Raw genomic sequence first — 20,819 nt, forward strand, 5'->3', positions numbered from 1 at the left:
CAAAACTATATACCCGATACTTAAGAACCTATCTCCTCATTTACTTTCAATTAAAATTATTTTAGTTTAGTTGATTTTCCCCTTTAAAATAAAGGATTCATGCACTTTTTCCTTTTTGAAAAAATACGTTTTTTTCAAAGTGCTGTTCCATTCGACAAAATTCTCTAAAGGCTGAAACCCGTTAACATAGTCTATTAAAATCAAAAAGTTACAACATCATTCATTTTCATCATTTCGACAGTTATAATAATATAATGTAATGTCCTTTTTAAAGAAAAATTTAACTATTTTATTACTTCTAATAGAAAACACGCCTCTATTCACATTTCAGATATAAGATTATCAATACTAATTACCTCCTTATCCTTTCCCCCTGTCATTCACCCGCATTTGCCTGTTGTCCCAGACAGCAACACATCCAAATATCACAAAAAAACTGTAGACAAACTCGAGGAAAATCGAGTTTGTCTACAGTTTTTTGCTTGTACAAATTTGGACGTTGATTTCCACTTCAGGCACTCGCTTTCCGCGGGCGGTCCGGGAGCCTCCTCGGCGCACTTGCGCCTGTGGGGTCTCCCTTGGACTCGCTATTCCCGCAGGAGTCTCGCACCTTCCGTTCCAATCAACTATGTTTAAAAATTTAGATAGAACTCCTTTTGCCTACAGTCTTTTTTGTTTTAAAATAGATCTATTAAAACTTGAGGTGATGAGGATGCTTTCGAAACATGATTCTATTCAGCGAGATCAACTTGAAATGATTACTTTAGACCAACTGGTGCCGGCGAACCATTTGGTTCGTAAAATTGAGGCTTCCATTGACTTCACTTTCATTTATGACTTGGTGAAAGATATGTATTCAGAGGTAGGACGCCTAAGTATTGATCCAGTTATTTTAGTTAAACTGACATTCATTCAATATACCTTCGGTATTCGTTCCATGCGTAAAACGATTGAAGAAGCTGAAACAAATATGGCTTACCGTTGATTCTTAGGCTATGGTTTCCATGATAAGTACCTCATTTCTCAACGTTCGGGAAAAATTATGAGCGACGCTTTAAAGATACAGACCTGTTTGAACAGATTTTCTATCGCATCGTAATAACAGCTGCTGATAGAAAGTTAATAAGTGCTGAACACGTATTCGTCGATTCCACACATGTGAAAGCCAATGCGAATAAGCGCAAATTTGAAAAGAAAATCGTACGCAAAGAAACACGAGCATATCAGGACGTCTTCAAGATGAAATAAATCAAGATTGTGAAAACCATGGAAAGAAGCCTTTTCCACCAGATAAATTTGATAAGGAAGAAACCAGAGCAATTAAAGAAAGTACTACGGTTCCTGAGAGTGGCTACTATGTGAAAGATGAACGAACAAAACAGTTTGCCTATTCATTCCACGCGGCCGCAGACCGCAACGGTTTTGTATTGGGAACGATTGTAACACCTGGTAATACACATGACAGTAATATTTTGGAGCCACTTGTTGAGCAAGTGATTAAGAAATTCGGAAAACTAGAAGTAGTTGCCGCAGATGCAGCTTATAAAACACCAGCGATTACAAACTACCTATTTAACAAAGAAATCACACCTGCTTTACCCTATACACGTCCTCGAACAAAAGAAGGATTCTTTCGCAAACATGACTATGTTTACGATGAACACTTTGATTGTTACCTTTGCCCTTCGGGCGAAAGTTTAAAGTACTTAACATTAAATAAAGAGGGCTATCGCGAGTACAAATCGCCAAAACAAATTTGTGCAACATGCTCATATTTATCACGGTGTACAGAAAGCAAAGACCATCAAAAAGTAGTGACACGGCATATCTGGCAAGCATATGTGGAAGAAGCAGATCATCTGCGTCATCATCAAGATGTAAAACCTATATTTGCGAAACGCAAAGAAACGATTGAGCGTGTATTCGCGGATGCAAAAGAAAAGCATGGTATGCGTTGGACTACTTTAAGGGGACTAAAAAAATTGTCGATGCAAGCGATGCTTACTTTCGCTGCCATTAATTTAAAGAAGATGGCCAATTGGACATGGCAGGGTCCTATAATGGCTTAACATAGTGGCTCGAAGAGCCCAAATCTCTTAACCTTTGTTCAAAATTCAAAAGGAATTTTAAAAGAGGTTCGGAATTTTTTAATTCCGAACCCCTTTTGTCTACAAACTGAGGCAGCCCTTTTTCAAGGACTGCCCTTCTATATGTTAATTATTTTTAAGCTTCTCTAATTCAAGAAGGAATTTATCGTTCAATACTTTGATATAAGTACCTTTCATTCCAAGAGAGCGTGATTCAATGACTCCTGCACTTTCCAGTTTCCTTAGTGCATTTACGATAACGGAACGGGTGATACCAACACGGTCGGCAATTTTAGATGCTACAAGCAGACCTTCATTACCTTTAAGCTCCTCAAAGATGTGCTCAATTGCTTCCAATTCGCTGTAAGATAACGAGGAAATTGCCATTTGAACGACAGCTTTACTACGAGCTTCTTCTTCTATCTCTTCTGATTTTTCACGTAGGATTTCCATCCCGACTACAGTCGCACCATATTCAGCCAAAATTAAATCATCATCGTGAAATTTTTCTTGTAATCGTGCAAGAACCAACGTTCCTAAACGTTCTCCCCCACCCATAATCGGTACGATCGTTGTTAATCCAGTTGCAAAAAGCTCTTTGTTTTCGACTGGGAAAGCAGTATATTCGCTTTCGATATCAAGATTCGAAGAGGTTTCAGGAATATTGAACAGGTTTTTTGTGTACTCTTCAGGAAATTGTTTATCTTCCAACATTTTGTACATGCGTTCGTTTTCAATTTGCTGACTTACCGCTATGCCAAGTAATTTTCCACGTCGGCTGACGACGAATACGTTCGCTTCGATAACTTCACTTAAACTTTCAGCCATTTCCTTGAAGTTAACTGCTTTACCTGCTGCTTTTTGGAGCATTGCATTGATTTTTCTCGTTTTTGCTAATAAGTTCATTTGATTTGTTCCTCCTAAAAATACCATGGTTCACAATAACTATGAAGTTGTATTTCCGTAATTTTATGTTCATTGCGTAGGCAAATCATTGCCAAAATTGTTTCTTAATTATAGGATAAACTGGCTTAAATCTTTATTCCGGGCGATAGAACCAAGCTTACCTTCGACATATTGGGGCGTAATTGTAATCTTCTCCATCGTTATTTCCGGAGCTTCAAAAGATAAGTCTTCAAGCAACCGTTCCAAAATGGTATGAAGTCTTCTTGCACCAATATTGTCTGTGTTTTGATTTACTTCGAAGGCGACTTCAGCTATCTTACGAACAGCATCGTCAGAAAATTCAATTTCTATACCTTCAGTTTCTAATAAAGCAACATATTGTTTTAACAAGGCATTATCCGGTTCATGGAGAATCCGTACAAAGTCGTCTACAGTCAGTTTGTTCAATTCTACACGAATTGGGAATCTACCTTGTAATTCAGGGATAAGGTCGGATGGCTTAGCCATATGAAAGGCCCCTGCAGCAATGAATAGGACATGATCCGTTTTAACTGAACCATATTTAGTCACTACTGTCGAACCTTCAACAATTGGCAGGATATCCCTTTGGACACCCTCTCTTGATACATCCGCTGATGAACTTCCAGATTGCTTACTGGCAATTTTGTCGATTTCATCTATGAAGATAATCCCATTTTGCTCAGCCCCGTATACTGCATCGGAAGTGACTTCATCCATATCAATCAATTTTGCCGCTTCTTCATTTGTTAAAACGGTTCTCGCTTCACTTACTTTCAATTTGCGCTTCTTGCTTTTTTTCGGCATCAAGCTTCCTAAGGCGTCCTGCATGTTCATCCCCATTTGTTCCATTCCCGAACCTTGGAGCATATCAAACATCGAAGCAGCCTGTTCTTCCACTTCGACCGTTATCATTTCACTTTCTAACTCACCATTAGCCAGCTTTTCAGCGACAATTTTTCTTTTTTCCTGCAAACTTAAATCTTCGGAATTTTCTTCCGAATCCTGTTCGTCTTGATTGTTATTGCCTCCAAAAAAGACTTCAAGTGGATTCTTGAAATTACTCTGTTTTTTAGTTGATGGCACTAATAGCTCTATTAAACGGCGATTTGCATTTTCTTCTGCCCGTTCCTTTACGCTGGCCATCTTTTCTTCCTTCACGAGGCGGACGGAAGTCTCAACCAAATCACGAACCATGGACTCTACATCCCGGCCGACATACCCGACTTCCGTAAATTTCGTTGCTTCAACTTTTACAAAAGGAGCACCTACCAATTTAGCCATTCTCCGAGCTATTTCTGTTTTCCCAACGCCTGTCGGTCCAATCATTAATATATTCTTCGGAACGACTTCATCACGAAGTTGATCCGAGAGAAGGGAACGTCGGTAGCGATTCCGAAGAGCCACTGCCACTGCCCGTTTTGCCTCACGCTGCCCTACGATATACTGATCCAGTTTTTCAACGATTTGCCTCGGTGTTAAATTAGCCTTTTTTGACATATGCGCTCCTCCTTACAACTCTTCCACGATTATATTCGTATTCGTAAATACACAAATTTCCGCTGCAATTTGTAAAGATGATTGGGCGATTTCCTTTGCCGATAAATGGTCACTGGAAAACCGCATTAATGCCCTGCCGGCAGCAAGTGCATAATTCCCTCCCGATCCTATGGCGAGAATGCCATCATCCGGTTCAATTACTTCCCCGGTACCAGAAACGAGCAGCAAATGGTTCTTATCCATCACGACTAGCATGGCTTCCAGCTTTCTCAATACATTGTCACTTCTCCATTGCTTTGCCATTTCGACGGCAGCACGCTGAAGATTGCCATTATACTCTTCAAGTTTAGCTTCGAACATCTCAAATAAAGTGAATGCATCTGCAACGGAACCTGCAAAACCTGCAAGGACATTACCATTAAAGATTTTTCTTACTTTCCTCGCTGTATGCTTCATCACTACTGAATTTCCTAAAGTAACCTGCCCATCACCGGACATGGCACATTCACCTTTATGATGCACTGCAAATATCGTTGTCATAAAGTGTCCCCTTTCAACATTTAAGGCCGCGGATGTGATGCATTGTAGACTTTTTTTAATTGGTCTTTTGTAACATGCGTATACATTTGCGTTGATGAAATTTTAGAATGACCAAGCAATTCCTGAACCGTGCGAATGTCCGCCCCATTATTCAATAGGTGTGTAGCAAATGAATGCCTTAGCATATGGGGATGAAGACTTCCATCTGCGGCTGACTTTTTAATCAATTCATTCAATATATAGCGAACTCCCCTAGGTGTAAGAGGGTCTCCACGAAAATTAACAAATAAATAAACATGCGCCTTGGCGTCAGACGAAGTCAATTCCATCCTGGCTGTACGTATGTATAAATCTATCGCTTCTTGTGCATATCTACCAACCGGAACGTAGCGATCTTTTTTTCCTTTTCCATGGACAAGTACCGTACCTAAGGAAAGATCGATATCCTGCAGTTTAATCTCACAACATTCACTTACGCGAATGCCTGTAGCATACAATAATTCCAGTAAGGCACTGTTTCTTATTCCTATCGGTGAATCTTTCTTTAAAGAAGAAAACAACTGATTCATTTCCTTCTCATAAAGAAAACGTGGCAGTCTTTGATCCTTTTTAGGTAAAGAAGCAAGAGAAAAAGGATTATCCTTCACATCGCCTTCACGTAGTAAAAATTTATAAAGGCTCCTCAAGCAAGAAGTTTTTCTTGCTACAGTGCGCTTAGAAAGTTTTTTCTCATATAAATTCGTTAAATACAACCGGACATCAAAATATTCAACGGACGTGATATCCTCAATGCCCTGTTCATTAAGGAACAGAAAAAATCCGTGAATATCACGTTTATAATTTTCAATGGTGTAATGTGAACTGTTTTTTTCAATTTGTAAATATTCAATGAAGGATGATAATGCCTTTTTTTGATCAATCATGGAAACACCTCGCAAAGGCTAATAAATAGTATCATACTTTAAAACAGCAGGCAAATATTTTACAAATTTTTCACAAAGTTCTGAATTGTGTCCAAAGCGCGTTTAGCATGCGTTTCGTTCCGCTCTTTTTTGGATTTGATTCTCACTTCAAGGTCTGGAAGCAACCCAAAGTTGGCATTCATCGGTTGGAAACTCTTTCCATTCGTCGACGTTATGTACCTTGCCATGCTGCCCATCGTCGTCTCCGCAGGGAAAATGATAGGCTCCAATCCTTGGACGATCCTTGCAGCATTGATACCTGCAACAAGTCCCGATGCAGCCGATTCTACATACCCTTCGACGCCAGTCATCTGACCGGCAAAGAATAAATCATCCCGATTCTTGAATTGGTACGTAGGCTTCAAAACATTAGGTGAGTTTATGAACGTGTTTCGATGCATAACTCCATAACGGACAATTTCCGCATTTTCCAATCCAGGTATGAGCTGCAATACTTCTTTTTGCGGCCCCCATTTCAAATGTGTCTGAAAACCAACAATATTGTAAAGTGTTCCTGCCGCATCATCTTGACGCAATTGAACTACAGCAAAAGGGCGTTTTCCCGTTTTTGGATCTTCCAAGCCAACAGGCTTCAATGGACCGAATAACATCGTTTTCTTCCCACGTGATGCCATCACTTCAATGGGCATGCAGCCTTCAAAAAAGATTTCTTTTTCGAATTCTTTAAGCGGGACTGTTTCAGCAGCAATCAATGCTTCATAAAAGCGGTCAAACTCATCTTCCGTCATCGGACAGTTCAAATAAGCTGCTTCCCCTTTATCATAACGGGATTTCAAATATACTTTATCCATGTTGATGCTGTCTTTTTCAAGAATTGGTGCAGCAGCATCATAGAAGTACAAGTATTCTTCATCCATGATTTGCTTTAAGCTGTCAGATAGTGACTGACTTGTAAGGGGACCGGTTGCAATGACGGTAGGACCTTCCGGAATTTCCGTCACTTCTTCATTAATGACCGTCACATTTGGATGATTTTTGACCCTTTCCGTAACAAGACCGGCAAATTCATGACGATCAACAGCTAAAGCACCGCCAGCCGGTACAGCACAAGTATCTGCTGCGGACATGATGACCGAATCCAGTATACGCATTTCTTCTTTTAATACCCCAACTGCATTTGTTAAAGTATTTGCCCGAAGTGAATTGGAACAAACAAGTTCAGCGAATTTATCGGTATGATGGGCTGGCGTTTGTTTTACAGGTCGCATTTCATATAGATCGACTTTAATTCCTCTTTTAGCTAACTGCCACGCCGCTTCACTTCCAGCAAGCCCAGCACCGATTACACTTACTTTTGTTTCTTTCATTTTTCGAACCTCCATGTATAGATATGATAAGACAGGATCATTTATCATTAAAACTGCTTTCATAAAAGTTTCATTTTTAACGATATCTATGTATTTATACCCGAAATACTCTTTCCTGCTAACGATTATTTTAAAGCATATGCCATAAAGCCGGCATTCTTCCTGCATTCCATCTTTTCTAAAAAGGGTAACGGACGCAAATAGGAATTATATCTTTAAAAGAATGTACTTGTCCACTGAATTTTACATCACATGGCCTAAATAAAAAAGTTTCAAGCTCTATCCATTTTCTTCTTTTAAGTAAATCCACATAGCATCATGATATCATACTTTCCTGAACATAAAGAAACTCGGCAGATGCCGAGTCAATTTATATTTAGGGTTTTTCGAAAGTTCACAGGGTAAGTAAACGATTTCACGGTCTTTTCTATGCTTGGGGCATTTCTTTGAAATCACAATCCATGCACTGGACTTGGACGCCTTTTTTGAGTTTTTTCTCAACAAGTGTACCTTCACATTTCGGACAACTACGCGGCAGCGGTTTATCCCAAGATATGAAGTCACATCCAGGGTAGGTATCACACCCGTAAAATATGCGGCGTTTTTTACTTTTCCTTTCAATGATGTTTCCTTCTTTACATTTTGGGCATTTGACACCGATTTCTTTAACGATTGGTTTTGTATTACGGCAATCCGGGAAATTACTGCATGCCATGAACTTTCCATAACGTCCCATCTTAAAGACCATCCCATGTCCGCATTCCACGCAATCTTCACCTGCAGGTTCATCTTTGATTTCAATTTTCTCCATCTCGACTTCGGCTTTAGCCAAATGAACTGCAAATTCTTTATAAAATTCATCGATGACCTTTATCCATTCAATACTGCCTTCCTCGACGCTGTCGAATTCCTGTTCCATCTTGGCAGTGAACTCTGCATCAAGAATATCCGGGAAGAATTCACGTATCAATTCAAGGACGATCTCACCAAGCTCTGTCGGGATGAACCGTTTATTATCCAAGGTAACATAGCCACGTTTTTGAATCGTATCCAAGGTAGGGGCATACGTAGAAGGACGGCCTATTCCCAGTTCCTCGAGGGTTTTGACAAGACGGGCCTCAGTGTACCGGGGCGGAGGCTGTGTGAAATGCTGCTTCGGCTCGATATCTTTTGAAAAGAATTCATCTCCTTTTTTTACATCCGGTAGTGCATTTTCCTTTTCTTCCACCGAGTCATCGGACCCTTCAACATATACCTTCATGAAACCCGGAAATTTAATTTTTGAACCATTTGCCCTGAAGATGACATCCCCGTTATGCAGGTCGATGCTCATCGTATCCATGACCGCCGAAGACATTTGACTAGAAACGAATCGTTCCCAAATCAATTTATAAAGACGGAATTGATCTCTGGATAAGAACTCCTTGACTACTCCCGGTTCACGTAATGTGCTTGTTGGCCTGACTGCTTCATGGGCGTCCTGGGCATTGGTTTGTTTTTTCTCCTTGCGCTGTTCAACCTGAACATAATCTTTACCATAATTATTTTGAATGAAGGTATGGACTTCCTCTTTCGCAACATCGGAAATCCGGGTCGAATCGGTTCTCATATATGTGATTAAACCGACTGTACCTTCCTTGCCAAGCTCGATTCCTTCATAAAGCTGCTGGGCAAGCATCATGGTCTTCTTTGCACGGAAATTCAATTTACGTGCCGCTTCCTGTTGCAGGGAAGAAGTTGTAAAAGGTGCAGCTGGATTGCGCCTTCTTTCCTTTTTAGCCACAGTTCCTATCGTAAATTCTCCGCCATTTAAAGAAGCGAGCACCTTTTTGACGTCCTCTTCGGTATTTAATTCCTTCTTCTCGCCGCCAAGGCTGAAGAAGGAACCTTCAAATTGTTCTTTTCCTTTTACAAAATCAGCCTTGATTGTCCAATACTCTTCCGGGATAAAATCTTTGATCTCCTTCTCCCGGTCAATGATCATCCGCACAGCAACCGATTGGACCCGTCCCGCGCTTAAGCCTTTTTTTACCTTTTTCCACAAAAGCGGGCTTATATTGTAACCGACCAAACGATCCAAGACCCTTCTTGCCTGCTGGGCATCAACCAATTTCATATTTATTGGCCTCGGCGATTTAAATGATTCTTTGATAGCCTCTTTCGTGATCTCGTTGAATACCACGCGGCAATCCGAGTTAATGTCAACATCAAGACTATGAGCCAAATGCCAGGCTATGGCTTCCCCTTCCCTGTCGGGGTCAGCCGCGAGATAGATTTTTTTCGCTTTTTTTGCAGCGGTCTTCAATTCTTTTAAAACCGGGCCTTTGCCGCGGATAGTTATATATTTAGGTTCATATTCATGTTCGACATCGACACCCATTTGACTTTTAGGCAAATCGCGTACATGCCCCATGGAAGCCTTTACTTTATATTTTTTTCCCAAGTAACGTTCTATCGTTTTCGCCTTTGCGGGCGATTCCACAATCACTAAGTATTCTGACATCCAATAAATCCTCCTCAAAGAGGTAATATAAATCTTCACTATTATTAATCATTCAAAAATCATTTGTCAACACCTCTTTACTTTTCAAAGCATGCTGATTCATTTATTTATAGATATTTTGAAAAGAGGTGCCATTTGCAAAACTTATAACAGTTTTACAATATTTTCAACCTTTTTGTCTAATAATTCAACCAATCCTTCTAAAAAAGCACCTTTTTTTCTATTTTCCCCTTTTATTCTCCGTCTATCTTCTATATTATATTGTTCAAAACTCTTCCTCGATCTGCCTGGAACTCAAAACAAGTTTGGCACCATCCTGAATCAATTGATTGGTCCCCAGTGATTCAGGACTCGTAACATTACCAGGAAGCGCAAAAACCTCCCTGCCGTGTTCCAAAGCAGCTTGTGCCGTAATAAGGGAACCGCTTCTTTCTTTTGCCTCGACCACGAATACTCCCTGTGATAATCCACTGATGATTCGATTCCTAAGCGGAAACATCCAAGGTTCCGCCTTCATTTCCGGTGGAGTCTCAGATATAAGCAGGCCTTTATTGATGATTTCTTCAGCAAGAGTGACATTGGATTTCGGATATATTTGCATAAGCCCCCCTCCTAAAACTCCAATCGTATCTCCGCCTTCCCTTAATGTGACCTTATGTGACTCTGCATCGATTCCAGCCGCCACTCCGCTTATGATCACGAACTTTTTCTTTACAAGCGGTAATAGAATCGTTTTTAAGGCCTCCAGACCATACGTGGTTGGCCTGCGTGTACCAACAACACCTAGCGTATTCTTCCTTGTTAAAAGCTTCTCATCACCTTTAAAATAAAGAACCCACGGAGGATCGAATATTTGCTTCAGCAAAAAAGGATATTCATCATCGAAAATCGTCAAACAATGGATTTGGCTATCTTCGTATTTTTTAAGTTTATCGATGGTATTGAGTGAATGTAAATCTTTGTGAAAGAGGTTAAGCTTATTTGAAGGGATAGGGAGCATATTTGCCCATTCAACATAATTCGTCGTGAATAGGGAAGATAATGACGGGTCTTTGGACATGATTGTTTGGATTGTTTTCCATCCTGCTCCGCGGCAATGATGGAGATGGATTAACTTTTCTTTTGTGTTCAATTGGAAACGCCCCTAATCGGATATTTTTACAGGTAGGTTGATAGAGATGTACTTGGTCTCTCCCGAGGAAATTGGAGGAAAAAAAGACCGACCCAAAAAAAGGTCGGCCCAGTTTAAATCAATGTGTTTTACAAGGTTCGTAAATATCTTTTTCTTTCAAGACGGAGATCAGTGTTTCACCCATTACGGATGGAGTTTCGGCAACTTTAATTCCACATTCGTTCATAACGCGGATTTTCTCGTCAGCAGTCCCTTTTCCTCCTGAGATAATGGCACCAGCATGTCCCATGCGTTTACCGGCAGGAGCCGTACGGCCACCAATGAAACCAACAACTGGCTTAGTCATATTTTCCCTCACCCAGATTGCCGCTTCTTCTTCTGCCGTTCCGCCGATTTCCCCGATCATGATCACCGCATGTGTTTCCGGATCTTCATTGAACGCTTTCAAAACATCAATGAAATCCGTTCCGTTAACGGGATCCCCACCGATACCGACAGCCGAAGATTGCCCAATGCCAGCTTGTGATAATTGGTGAACGGCTTCGTACGTTAAAGTTCCAGAACGAGAAACTACGCCTACATGGCCTTTTTTGTGGATATACCCTGGCATGATACCGATCTTACACTCATCAGGAGTAATGACACCTGGGCAGTTTGGTCCGATCAAGCGAGTTTTTTTGCCTTCCATGTACCGCTTCACCTTGACCATATCCAGGACAGGAATATGTTCCGTGATACAAATGACAAGATCAAGTTCTGCATCTACGGCTTCTAGAATTGCATCGGCAGCAAATGGAGCCGGTACATAGATAACAGAAGCAGTCGCTCCGGTTTCAGTGACAGCCTCGGAAACTGTATTGAATACAGGTACCCCTTCCGCTTCTGTTCCGCCTTTACCCGGAGTGACTCCTCCAACGATTTTCGTGCCGTATTCCAACATTTGTTTTGTATGAAATAATGCTGTTGCACCAGTGATTCCCTGAACGATCACTTTCGTATCTTTATTAATATAAACGCTCATTATGTTCCCCCCTGCCTATTATCCTACAAGTGATACTATTTTTTGTGCCCCATCTGCCATTGATTCAGCAGCCGTAATATTTAAACCTGACTCTTTTAGAATCTTTTTGCCAAGGTCCACATTCGTTCCTTCAAGACGAACAACAAGAGGGACATCCAGGCCAAGCTCTTTAGCAGCAGCCACTACGCCTGTCGCGATGATGTCACATTTCATGATTCCTCCGAAGATATTAACGAAGATGCCTTTAACATTTTGATCTGATAGGATGATTTTGAAAGCCTCTTTTACTTTTTCCTCAGTAGCACCGCCACCAACGTCAAGGAAGTTAGCCGGATCTCCCATATAATGTTTAATGATGTCCATCGTTGCCATAGCAAGTCCTGCACCATTAACCATGCATCCTATATTTCCGTCAAGCGATATGTAACTAAGGCCATGTTTTGATGCTTCAATCTCTTTCGCATCCTCTTCATCCAGATCACGGTACTCCGCGATGTCTTTATGGCGGTAAATCGCATTATCATCGAAATTCAATTTAGCATCAAGTGCCATTACATTGCCATCGCCCGTAACCACTAATGGGTTGATTTCTGCGATTGAGCAATCTTTTTCAACGAAAGCAGTATATAAGTTAACCATCAGTTTGGAAGCTTTATTTATAAGTGAAGCCGGAATATTGATATTGAATGCAATCCTACGTGCCTGGAAGCCAGTCAGGCCGACAACCGGATCGATTACTTCTTTGAAAATTTTCTCTGGCGTCTTTTCAGCCACTTCCTCAATTTCCGTTCCGCCTTCTTCGGAAGCCATCAATACGACACTGTTCGTAGCACGGTCAAGGACCAGCCCGATATAATATTCCTTCGTAATGTCGCAGCCTTCTTCAATAAGTAAACGCTTAACTTCCTTGCCTGCAGGTCCTGTTTGATGGGTCACCAGCGTCTTGCCAAGAATCTCTTCTGCATATGTACGTGCTTCATCAAGATTCTTCGCTACCTTGACTCCGCCGGCTTTCCCGCGGCCGCCCGCATGAATTTGAGCTTTGACGACAACAACTTCCGTACCTAACTCCTTCGCTGCTTCAACTGCTTCATCCACAGTAAAGGCAACCCGGCCATTTGGAACGGATACCCCGTATTGTCGCAATATCTCTTTCCCCTGATACTCATGGATATTCATTTCCCATCCTCCTTATCTACTAAAAACCAACCTTGAAATTTAATGCGTGTTTTCTCTACCATATTACAACAAAATTCTCCTTCGTGCATAATATTCTTTCACAAAATTTTTAAAATATTATTATAATATACTTCCATACCCTTGTGTTATATGGAAAAAGCCTTCTTCGCCATTGTGTTTTATTCTTATTAAAATCATTTATTTTGGTTCTGAAATTCTATTACAAAAAAAGTAATTACAGTTATAAATCTATTAAAAATACTCCCGTGAAAGCCTTTTCACCATATTAACTCAGAGATCTTTTCATGAAAAAATACGGTTATCCTTGTCTTGACTCATAGGAAAAGCAAAAGGACAAAGCCACAGCCTTGTCCTTTTGCAAATAGTTTAGTATTTTTTTAATATAATGAAAATTCATCAGTGATTTCCCTAATATTCTACATAAACCAACAGAAACCCATTTGATGAAATCACATGGATAATTAGACTTCTACCGATTCATGTCCTTGTCAACTTTATAAATGAAGGCAAATACCTCTGCAACAGCTCCATACAATTCTTCCGGAATCGTTTGATTTATATCCAATTGACCTAAAAGTGCAGCAAGCGATTCGTCCCTTTGGACCGGTATATCCAGTTTCAGGGCCTATTCCAGAATATTTTCAGCCGTTTTATCTTTCCCCTTCGCCAATATGACGGGCGCTTTGGATGTCTTTCATCATACTTTAAGGCAATGGCTTCTTTTCGTTTATCATTTATCATATTCGAATATCCACTCCGCTATATGAACCGGCTTCTGAAAAAGGAATCGGTTTCATACCGCTCTTTTTCATTCATGGGATTTACAAATGAAACCCCTGATAATCTGTAATCCATTTTTCCCAGATTCTCTCTCAGGATGTCAAGATATTGACCGGCTGCCTCTTCAAGGATCGCACCATGCCCGGTGATGACCGTCACTTTTATGATTCGGTTTTGAACCTGCATGTCGATGACCGTCTCTTAAGGCGTTCCAATTTTTAAATAAAATAGGACTCGGCAGTAATCCGGGTCTATTTTGCCATCTTTTGTTTTCCTTCCTAGATCCGTTTGAGTAGATCCCAGATTGAGCAGAAGTGTAAGGAGTAAATTCTGAATCGGCCCGTTTTCCTGTGAAAGGATCTGTTGCGCAGTAATCCGATTTAGGATTTGTTCTGCCATCTCCTTGATAGATGCCGGAATTTGCTCATTCACAATTTAAGCAGCAGCGGTTTAAGTGTCTCTAGATCCTTCGGGAAATCCGCCATATCATCTTCAGAAAGATTAATGAGTGCATGTTCCAGCTGAAGACCAAAGATCTTGGTCATGTCTTTCAATTGGTGTGCAACAGAATGTCCATTGGTGAAATTGATTGTTTGAAAATCAGCATCCAATACATGTGAAAGGACCAGCTTCTTATTAATTCTAGCGTATTGGGCCTCAGGGAGCTTATTAAGCGACTGAAACAGCAATTCAGCCACCTTACCCTTCGACTCAGCAACTTGCTCTGTGTCCTTATTCAAGTAGCCTATAAGGTCATCCACAACTATTTTTCTGCCTACTGCATTTTTAGCTGCCGCTTCGATAAAAGCTCTCTGAAGTAAATGATAGGCAAGAGGGGAAAGTTTTTCTACAGAAATATTTTTTCTCTGCATCGAGTGAATGTCAATTGGCAGGTTTGCCTCCCCAGGATCATGACTATTCAATATGCGATTAATAGCAGTTTCGATCTCTTCAACTTTTGCAAATGCTCCGCTTTTTGCCCTCCGAAAGCAGCTGCAATCCTTGGTGTAATTTATCAATCGCTGAATTCTCAGGAATACCGGACTTTTCTCCTGTCCGAAGCGGGATATCGAGAGTGGCAATCATTTTTTGATGGCCAATCTGTACCTCAGCCGTTTGGTTAGGAAAAACCTTATTCACCTTCCCGAAAAGGATTTGCCCGTTTTTCAAACTCGCAGTTCCTTTTATTTCAATGGGTGAAGATACGGTTTGACCGCTTGTTATGGATTGCACCACTCCCCCCCCTTAGTCCTTCGTTCGTGCAGCGATTTCCTTAACTGGTGCAAAACTTCTTCTATGCCAAGGTGTAAGCCCGTGGGTGTCGAGCGCTTCTAAATGTTGGCTTGTCCCGTAACCCATGTGCTTTTCAAAACCATATTCCGGATATTTTTCACCATATTCCATCATCATCCTATCACGGGTCACTTTCGCTATTATGGAGGCCGCAGAGATGCTAATGCTTCTTGCGTCCCCCTTTATGAGTGAAAGCTGCGGAATCGGCACATCCAGTTCCATGGCATCGATCAACAAATGATCAGGAAGTTCTGACAGATCGTTCAATGCGGCCACCATTGCCTTTTTCGTAGCTTGATAAATATTGAATTCATCAATTACTTCGCTATGTACAACACCTACACCTATGGATATTGCTTCCTTAAAAATCATTTCATAAAACAGTTCCCTTTTTGACTCTGGAATCTTTTTAGAATCATTAAGCCCTGGTAAATAAAAAGATTCAGGCAAGATGACTGCACTCGTCACAACTGGTCCTGCCAGCGGTCCTCTTCCCACTTCATCGATACCAGCCAGAATGGAAAACCCCTGTTTTCGCAATTGCCTTTCAAATTCCGTCATTTCCGTGAAAGTATCCCTTACCTGTTGTTCTTTTTCATAAGCTCTTTGCCATTTGCTTACTAAGTCGTTTACTCCCTTTCGTCCGTCCTCCCGGCATTCTTGTATAAATAAATCTTCGGGCTCTCTTATTGTCTTTAACTTTGAGGAGATTTCCTTAATGCTCATTGCAGTTATCATCTTTTATCACCCATCATATTAATTATCGGCAGTTTGGCTTCCTTTCTACAGTTCAGACAAAAATACGGAGCGGAAAAGAGACATCAAAAAGAAAAAGCCTTTTCGACATCCAACTCCACCTCCGTATTACAACAATCAGGTCAATGTTAATTTTATTCGGGGATATTATCCTCTTCATAATCCAATGGGACCTCAAACGTAAGCGGGCCCATCTTTTCTGAACGGATTTCACGTACGACCAACTCTGCGGTTTTGTCATAATCGATGAAGCCCCCAGATGCTAAACAGCCCCTGAACTTTCCGACCGCATCGAACAATTCGAGCGTTTCCTGCGGAATTACATCCAGGTTATAACGGGATTTCAATCTATCCGGATATTCTTTTTCCAAAAAGCGAAGGCCGTATAATGAGACTTCATGCAAGTTTAAAATCGTATCCTTGATCGCACCTGTCAATGCAAGCTTCAAACCTACTTCTTGATCCTCGAATTTCGGCCAGAGAATCCCCGGCGTGTCGAGCAATTCCAATTCCTTACCAACTTTTATCCATTGCTGCGCTTTCGTGACGCCAGGTGTATTACCTGTTTTGGCAATGTTCTTTTTGGCAAGTCGATTGATTAATGTCGATTTCCCCACATTAGGAATACCTACTATCATGGCACGGATCGCTCTCGGCTTTATTCCTCTTGATTCCATCCTCTCATACTTCTCTTTTAAAAGTTTTTTGGAAGCAGCTGTAATCTGGTTTAAACCGTTTCCTGCCTGTGAATTAATGGCAATCGCCGTTTTCCCCTGCGATTTATAATGTTCAAGCCACATATTAGTTTTTACCGGATCGGCCATATCAGCTTTATTCAAAAGGATAACCCTCGGTTTATGCTGAATGATTTCATCGATCATCGGATTTCGTGAAGATGCCGGAATCCGGGCATCCACAAGTTCAAAGATGATGTCGATCAGTTTTAATTTCTCTGTTACTTCCCGTCTTGCTTTGGCCATATGGCCAGGGAACCACTGTATTGTCAATGGAATCCACCTTCCTACTATTCCGCCAATCGAAAGTCTTCAATCGGCCAATAAACTAATTTAGTTTTTCCTAACACTTTATCGTAAGGAACGACACCCACGCCAATATGGCGGCTATCCTTACTAAAACGGCGATTATCCCCTAGGACAAATAGGTGGTCTTCAGGCACCGTTCCTTGTTCTATGACATCACTTAATGTAAAAGGCTCCGTCAAAGCCCCGCCATCAATCAATTGTTCTTTATATTCATCCAAGTATGGCTCATCATAAGCTTTTCCATTCACGTATAGAATATCATCTCTATATTCCACTTTTTCCCCTGGTAATCCGATGACCCGCTTTATGTAATCTTTTCCTTCTGGAGCTTCGAAAACGATAATGTCGAATCTTTTCGGTTCGCCAATCGAATAGGAGATTTTATTAACGATCATGCGGTCCGTATCCTTTAATGTCGGCATCATGGAATTGCCGTCCACAACAATAGGAGCCAGGAGGAAATAACGAATCAGCGTCGCCACTATAGCCGCGATTATGACCGCCTTTGTCCATTCCCACAATTCATTTTTCTTTTTCGCCATCCTTACCCACCCTTTTTGAAGCATATCAACAATTATTTTAACATGTTGCGGACGCTATAGCGAGCAGGATTCTATATAGTTTTCACCGTATGTGTATTCACCGTTTCTTAAAGTGCAAAAAGGGAGCCTGATAAACAAGCTCCCTTTTTGCATGATACTGTTTGGTTATTCACCTTATGTGGATCATGGTAAGCCCGCTTGAAGATATTCGAAGAATTAACGACGAATTTCTTTAATACGTGCTTTTTTACCACGAAGTTCGCGTAGGTAATAAAGTTTCGCACGACGTACTTTACCGTGACGGATAACTTCTAGTTTCGCAATTTTTGGTGTGTGAACAGGGAAAGCACGTTCTACTCCAACGCCGTAAGAGATCTTACGTACTGTGAAAGTTTCACTGACTCCGCCGCCACGACGTTTGATTACAACGCCTTCAAACAACTGGATACGTTCGCGAGTTCCTTCAATAACCTTTACGTGTACACGTACTGTGTCACCAGGTCTGAATGATGGAAGATCTGAGCGAAGTTGTTCTTTTGTGATTTCGTTAATAAGATTTTGCATCGATTTCAACTCCTCCTGGACGCTCTTGCAAATACTTATTGTTTGCAGCGGAACATCGTTATAAGACTGAGCATTTTGCCCAAGTCACAAGGTATATCCTATCATACTATAAACGTCGATGCAATAGACATCAGTCTTCTTTTTTAATCTCGGACAATAATTTTTCTTCAACTTCCGATAGTTCATAACTATCGAGCAAATCCGGACGTCGAATCCAAGTTCTGCGCAGTGATTCCTTCATCCGCCATTCATCGATTTTTTTATGATTCCCGGATATTAGCGGATCGGGAACTTTCATACCCCGGAAATCTGCAGGTCTAGTATAATGGGGATGCTCTAACAAACCAGAAGAATAGGAATCAAGAATCGGGGAGTCAACATTTCCCAGAACGCCAGGCAGCAAGCGAACAACGCTGTCAATAATGACCATTGCACCCAATTCCCCGCCTGTAAGCACAAAGTCACCAATCGATATTTCATCAGTTACGACATGCTCCCGGATGCGCTCATCATACCCTTCATAATGCCCGCAAATGAAAATGAGATGTTCCTCTTCAGCAAACTCTTCGGCTTTTTTCTGCGTGTAACGCTCTCCCTGGGGACAAAGCAGGACTACCCTTGGGGTTAGCTCTCCTTGCCCTTTAAGAGCTTCCACAGCATCAAAGATCGGTTGTGCCTTCAATACCATTCCGGCACCGCCCCCATACGGATAATCGTCTACCGTCGAATGCTTATTATCTGCATAATCTCGAAAATTAGTCACCTTATAGCTGACAGCCTGCTTTTCCGCAGCCTTTTTTAAAATTGACGAACCAAATACCCCTTCGAACATTTCTGGAAAAAGCGAAAGCACATCGATTTTCATCAGTCTAAAAGTCCTTCCATCGGTGTAATGATGACCTTTTTAGCGGAAATATCCACTTCTTTTACAATTTGTTCAATATACGGGATCAGGATGTCCTTACTGCCAGCTTTCTTAATGACCCAAACATCATTGGCACCAGGCGTAAGAACCTCAATGATTTCCCCAACTTCCATGCCTTCATCCGTAAATACCGAACAGCCGATGATTTCATGGAAGTAGAACTCACCTTCGTCCAATTTACCAAGCTGTGCTTCCTTGACTTTCAGGACCCCGTTTCTAAAAGCCTCGACCTGTCCGACGTTATAATAGTTCTCGAACGTCAATAGGTTAAAGTTTTTATGGGTGCGATGCGACCTGATGATAAGCGGCAAAGGTTTTTTCTCCGTGTCCCTAAACAAATACAGAGTATTTCCCACTTTGTATCGTTTTTCTGGAAAGTCTGTTGAAGAAATAACACGGACTTCTCCTAAAAGACCATGTGTGTTGACAATTTTACCTACATTAAACCATTTTTCCATTCTTTCACCTCTAACGAATTTCCGAGACGATTCCATCTTTAATGACAATGGTCTTCGTTGCCATAATTTCGTCCCAATCTGCCCCAATTTCCACATCAATGATACTTTGAACTTCCCGTTCCTTCAATTCACTACCTGCGGGAAGGATCTCCAACTGCTCCATTTGAAATTCAAGCAGTTTAATTTTTTCTTGCCTCTGGTTTATTTCTTTTTCGAAATGAGCACGGAGACTAGCAGGTTGGAGAGTTCTTGTTTTTTCAAGTTTTTTCAGTTCAAAGCGAAGCTGTTCACTCTCTTTTTGAAGCTGAAGGCGTTTTGACTTGTATTTCTCGAGGAGCTGATTCTTGCTGGATTCCGTTAATACTTGGTTAACGATTACATTTTGGAGAATTTTCATTCCAGCACCTCCTATTATCTATGATTTCTTATTTCCTTCAAAAAATATGTATGATGGGGTAATCTTTTTGAAATGGGGGCCATTCTCTTAAGTATAACGTAAATCGGTAAAAGATGCGTCTTAAAAAGGCGTAAAGTTTAAAGTCCGGGTCTATTCAATTAGGATCCAAGTCGGAATTTCACTTTCTTGAAGTACAAAAAAAGGAGGGCTATTAACCCTCCTTATTCGGAAATCTCCAAATAGATTTTCTTCTGCTGTGAAGATCCTGCTGCATATACCACAGTCCGAATCGCCTTAGCAACACGCCCTTGTTTACCGATCACCTTGCCCATGTCCTCTTTATGAACGGAGAGGATATAAACAACCCGGTCGGATTCTTCCTTGGAGGTCACGATGACCTCTTCCGGATAATCCACAAGTGCTGAAACAATCGTTTCAATCAGAGCTTTCATCAACTACCGTCGATTACTTGCTGTTTTTTGCAACATGGAATTTTTCCATGATGCCTTGTGTAGAGAATAAGTTACGAACTGTATCAGATGGTTTAGCGCCATCTTGTAACCATTTAAGAGCAAGCTCTTCGTTGATTTCAACTTTAGCTGGTTGAGTCACCGGGTTATAAGTTCCTACCACTTCAATGTAACGTCCGTCACGTGGTGAACGAGAATCTGCAACTACAATACGATAGAAAGGAGATTTTTTAGCTCCCATACGTTTTAAGCGAATTTTTACTGCCATTTTAAATAAGCACCTCCGAATAGTTTCACACAAGATAGTATAATATCAAATGTCTTGCATGTTTGTAAAGGTTTTTTTCTTAACAGGTAAAAAAAGTGTTGAAATACATGGCTTCGATCCGTATTT

21 protein-coding genes and 2 pseudogenes are annotated in these 20,819 nt (G+C 41.0%); 1 reads left to right on the forward strand and 22 read right to left on the reverse strand.

The genetic code is table 11. The annotated features are described in order from the left end of the window. Positions 1 to 712: 712 nt before the first annotated feature. Positions 713 to 2,069: pseudogene (locus QFZ73_RS02935) on the forward strand (IS1182 family transposase). 144 nt (positions 2,070 to 2,213) lie between these two features. Here the strand turns inward: QFZ73_RS02935 and codY are convergent. From codY to rpsP, 22 genes and pseudogenes are all read right to left on the reverse strand, one after another. After that, complete coding sequence (codY, locus tag QFZ73_RS02940) at positions 2,214 to 2,993, reverse strand: GTP-sensing pleiotropic transcriptional regulator CodY (RefSeq protein WP_057278408.1); 780 nt, start codon at positions 2,991 to 2,993, stop codon at positions 2,214 to 2,216. A 108-nt stretch (positions 2,994 to 3,101) separates the two neighbouring features. Next, complete coding sequence (gene hslU, locus QFZ73_RS02945) at positions 3,102 to 4,511, reverse strand: ATP-dependent protease ATPase subunit HslU (RefSeq protein WP_076366543.1); 1,410 nt, start codon at positions 4,509 to 4,511, stop codon at positions 3,102 to 3,104. A 12-nt stretch (positions 4,512 to 4,523) separates the two neighbouring features. Next, positions 4,524 to 5,051, reverse strand: coding sequence for an HslVU peptidase proteolytic subunit (gene hslV / locus QFZ73_RS02950; RefSeq protein ID WP_048684874.1), 528 nt, complete (start codon positions 5,049 to 5,051; stop codon positions 4,524 to 4,526). 20 nt (positions 5,052 to 5,071) lie between these two features. Beyond that, positions 5,072 to 5,974, reverse strand: a complete 903-nt coding sequence (xerC, locus tag QFZ73_RS02955; protein ID WP_307262761.1) for a tyrosine recombinase XerC — start codon at positions 5,972 to 5,974, stop codon at positions 5,072 to 5,074. A 59-nt stretch (positions 5,975 to 6,033) separates the two neighbouring features. Then, positions 6,034 to 7,341, reverse strand: coding sequence for an FADH(2)-oxidizing methylenetetrahydrofolate--tRNA-(uracil(54)-C(5))-methyltransferase TrmFO (trmFO, locus tag QFZ73_RS02960; RefSeq protein ID WP_251427912.1), 1,308 nt, complete (start codon positions 7,339 to 7,341; stop codon positions 6,034 to 6,036). 427 nt (positions 7,342 to 7,768) lie between these two features. Next, positions 7,769 to 9,844, reverse strand: a complete 2,076-nt coding sequence (topA, locus tag QFZ73_RS02965) for a type I DNA topoisomerase (RefSeq protein WP_307262766.1) — start codon at positions 9,842 to 9,844, stop codon at positions 7,769 to 7,771. A gap of 265 nt (positions 9,845 to 10,109) precedes the next feature. Further along, complete coding sequence (dprA, locus tag QFZ73_RS02970; protein WP_307262769.1) at positions 10,110 to 10,976, reverse strand: DNA-processing protein DprA; 867 nt, start codon at positions 10,974 to 10,976, stop codon at positions 10,110 to 10,112. Positions 10,977 to 11,094: 118 nt separating this feature from the next. Continuing rightward, the gene (gene sucD / locus QFZ73_RS02975; protein WP_251427904.1) at positions 11,095 to 11,997 is read right to left on the reverse strand and encodes a succinate--CoA ligase subunit alpha; all 903 of its coding nucleotides are present in this window, start codon (positions 11,995 to 11,997) and stop codon (positions 11,095 to 11,097) included. Between the two features lie 18 nt (positions 11,998 to 12,015). Next, the gene (gene sucC, locus QFZ73_RS02980; RefSeq protein ID WP_061462395.1) at positions 12,016 to 13,176 is read right to left on the reverse strand and encodes an ADP-forming succinate--CoA ligase subunit beta; all 1,161 of its coding nucleotides are present in this window, start codon (positions 13,174 to 13,176) and stop codon (positions 12,016 to 12,018) included. Between the two features lie 490 nt (positions 13,177 to 13,666). Continuing rightward, positions 13,667 to 13,938 (reverse strand): annotated as a pseudogene (locus QFZ73_RS02985) (EscU/YscU/HrcU family type III secretion system export apparatus switch protein). An 18-nt stretch (positions 13,939 to 13,956) separates the two neighbouring features. Further along, positions 13,957 to 14,163 (reverse strand): hypothetical protein, encoded by a 207-nt coding sequence (locus tag QFZ73_RS02990; RefSeq protein ID WP_307262779.1) that lies wholly within the window; start codon positions 14,161 to 14,163, stop codon positions 13,957 to 13,959. 242 nt (positions 14,164 to 14,405) lie between these two features. Then, positions 14,406 to 14,996 carry a hypothetical protein gene (locus QFZ73_RS02995; RefSeq protein WP_307262784.1) on the reverse strand — a complete coding sequence of 197 codons (591 nt, stop codon included), beginning with the start codon at positions 14,994 to 14,996 and terminating at the stop codon, positions 14,406 to 14,408. Continuing rightward, on the reverse strand, positions 14,929 to 15,210 hold the full coding sequence (locus QFZ73_RS03000; protein WP_307262787.1) for a hypothetical protein: 282 nt from the start codon (positions 15,208 to 15,210) through the stop codon (positions 14,929 to 14,931). Before QFZ73_RS03000 ends, QFZ73_RS02995 begins: the two co-directional genes overlap by 68 nt. Positions 15,211 to 15,222: 12 nt before the next feature. Beyond that, positions 15,223 to 16,005, reverse strand: coding sequence for a ribonuclease HII (locus QFZ73_RS03005; protein WP_373458988.1), 783 nt, complete (start codon positions 16,003 to 16,005; stop codon positions 15,223 to 15,225). 155 nt (positions 16,006 to 16,160) lie between these two features. Then, positions 16,161 to 17,033, reverse strand: coding sequence for a ribosome biogenesis GTPase YlqF (gene ylqF, locus QFZ73_RS03010; RefSeq protein WP_251427892.1), 873 nt, complete (start codon positions 17,031 to 17,033; stop codon positions 16,161 to 16,163). A 17-nt stretch (positions 17,034 to 17,050) separates the two neighbouring features. Continuing rightward, on the reverse strand, positions 17,051 to 17,611 hold the full coding sequence (gene lepB, locus QFZ73_RS03015; RefSeq protein ID WP_251427889.1) for a signal peptidase I: 561 nt from the start codon (positions 17,609 to 17,611) through the stop codon (positions 17,051 to 17,053). Positions 17,612 to 17,827: 216 nt separating this feature from the next. Continuing rightward, entirely contained in the window at positions 17,828 to 18,175 is a 348-nt protein-coding gene (gene rplS, locus QFZ73_RS03020) for a 50S ribosomal protein L19 (RefSeq protein ID WP_034313702.1), read from the reverse strand. 130 nt (positions 18,176 to 18,305) lie between these two features. Beyond that, positions 18,306 to 19,040, reverse strand: a complete 735-nt coding sequence (trmD, locus tag QFZ73_RS03025; protein ID WP_251427886.1) for a tRNA (guanosine(37)-N1)-methyltransferase TrmD — start codon at positions 19,038 to 19,040, stop codon at positions 18,306 to 18,308. Next, entirely contained in the window at positions 19,040 to 19,558 is a 519-nt protein-coding gene (gene rimM / locus QFZ73_RS03030; protein ID WP_063231884.1) for a ribosome maturation factor RimM, read from the reverse strand. The genes trmD and rimM overlap by 1 nt, the downstream gene beginning before the upstream one ends. Before the next feature lie 10 nt (positions 19,559 to 19,568). Then, on the reverse strand, positions 19,569 to 19,955 hold the full coding sequence (locus tag QFZ73_RS03035) for a YlqD family protein (protein ID WP_034313711.1): 387 nt from the start codon (positions 19,953 to 19,955) through the stop codon (positions 19,569 to 19,571). A gap of 221 nt (positions 19,956 to 20,176) precedes the next feature. Continuing rightward, complete coding sequence (locus tag QFZ73_RS03040) at positions 20,177 to 20,407, reverse strand: KH domain-containing protein (RefSeq protein ID WP_230158131.1); 231 nt, start codon at positions 20,405 to 20,407, stop codon at positions 20,177 to 20,179. A gap of 13 nt (positions 20,408 to 20,420) precedes the next feature. After that, positions 20,421 to 20,693 carry a 30S ribosomal protein S16 gene (gene rpsP / locus QFZ73_RS03045; protein ID WP_034313715.1) on the reverse strand — a complete coding sequence of 91 codons (273 nt, stop codon included), beginning with the start codon at positions 20,691 to 20,693 and terminating at the stop codon, positions 20,421 to 20,423. Positions 20,694 to 20,819: the final 126 nt, after the last annotated feature.

Origin of the sequence: Peribacillus sp. V2I11, assembly GCF_030817135.1 — a bacterium.
In the GTDB taxonomy this organism is placed as follows: Bacteria; Bacillota; Bacilli; order Bacillales; family DSM-1321; genus Peribacillus; species Peribacillus simplex.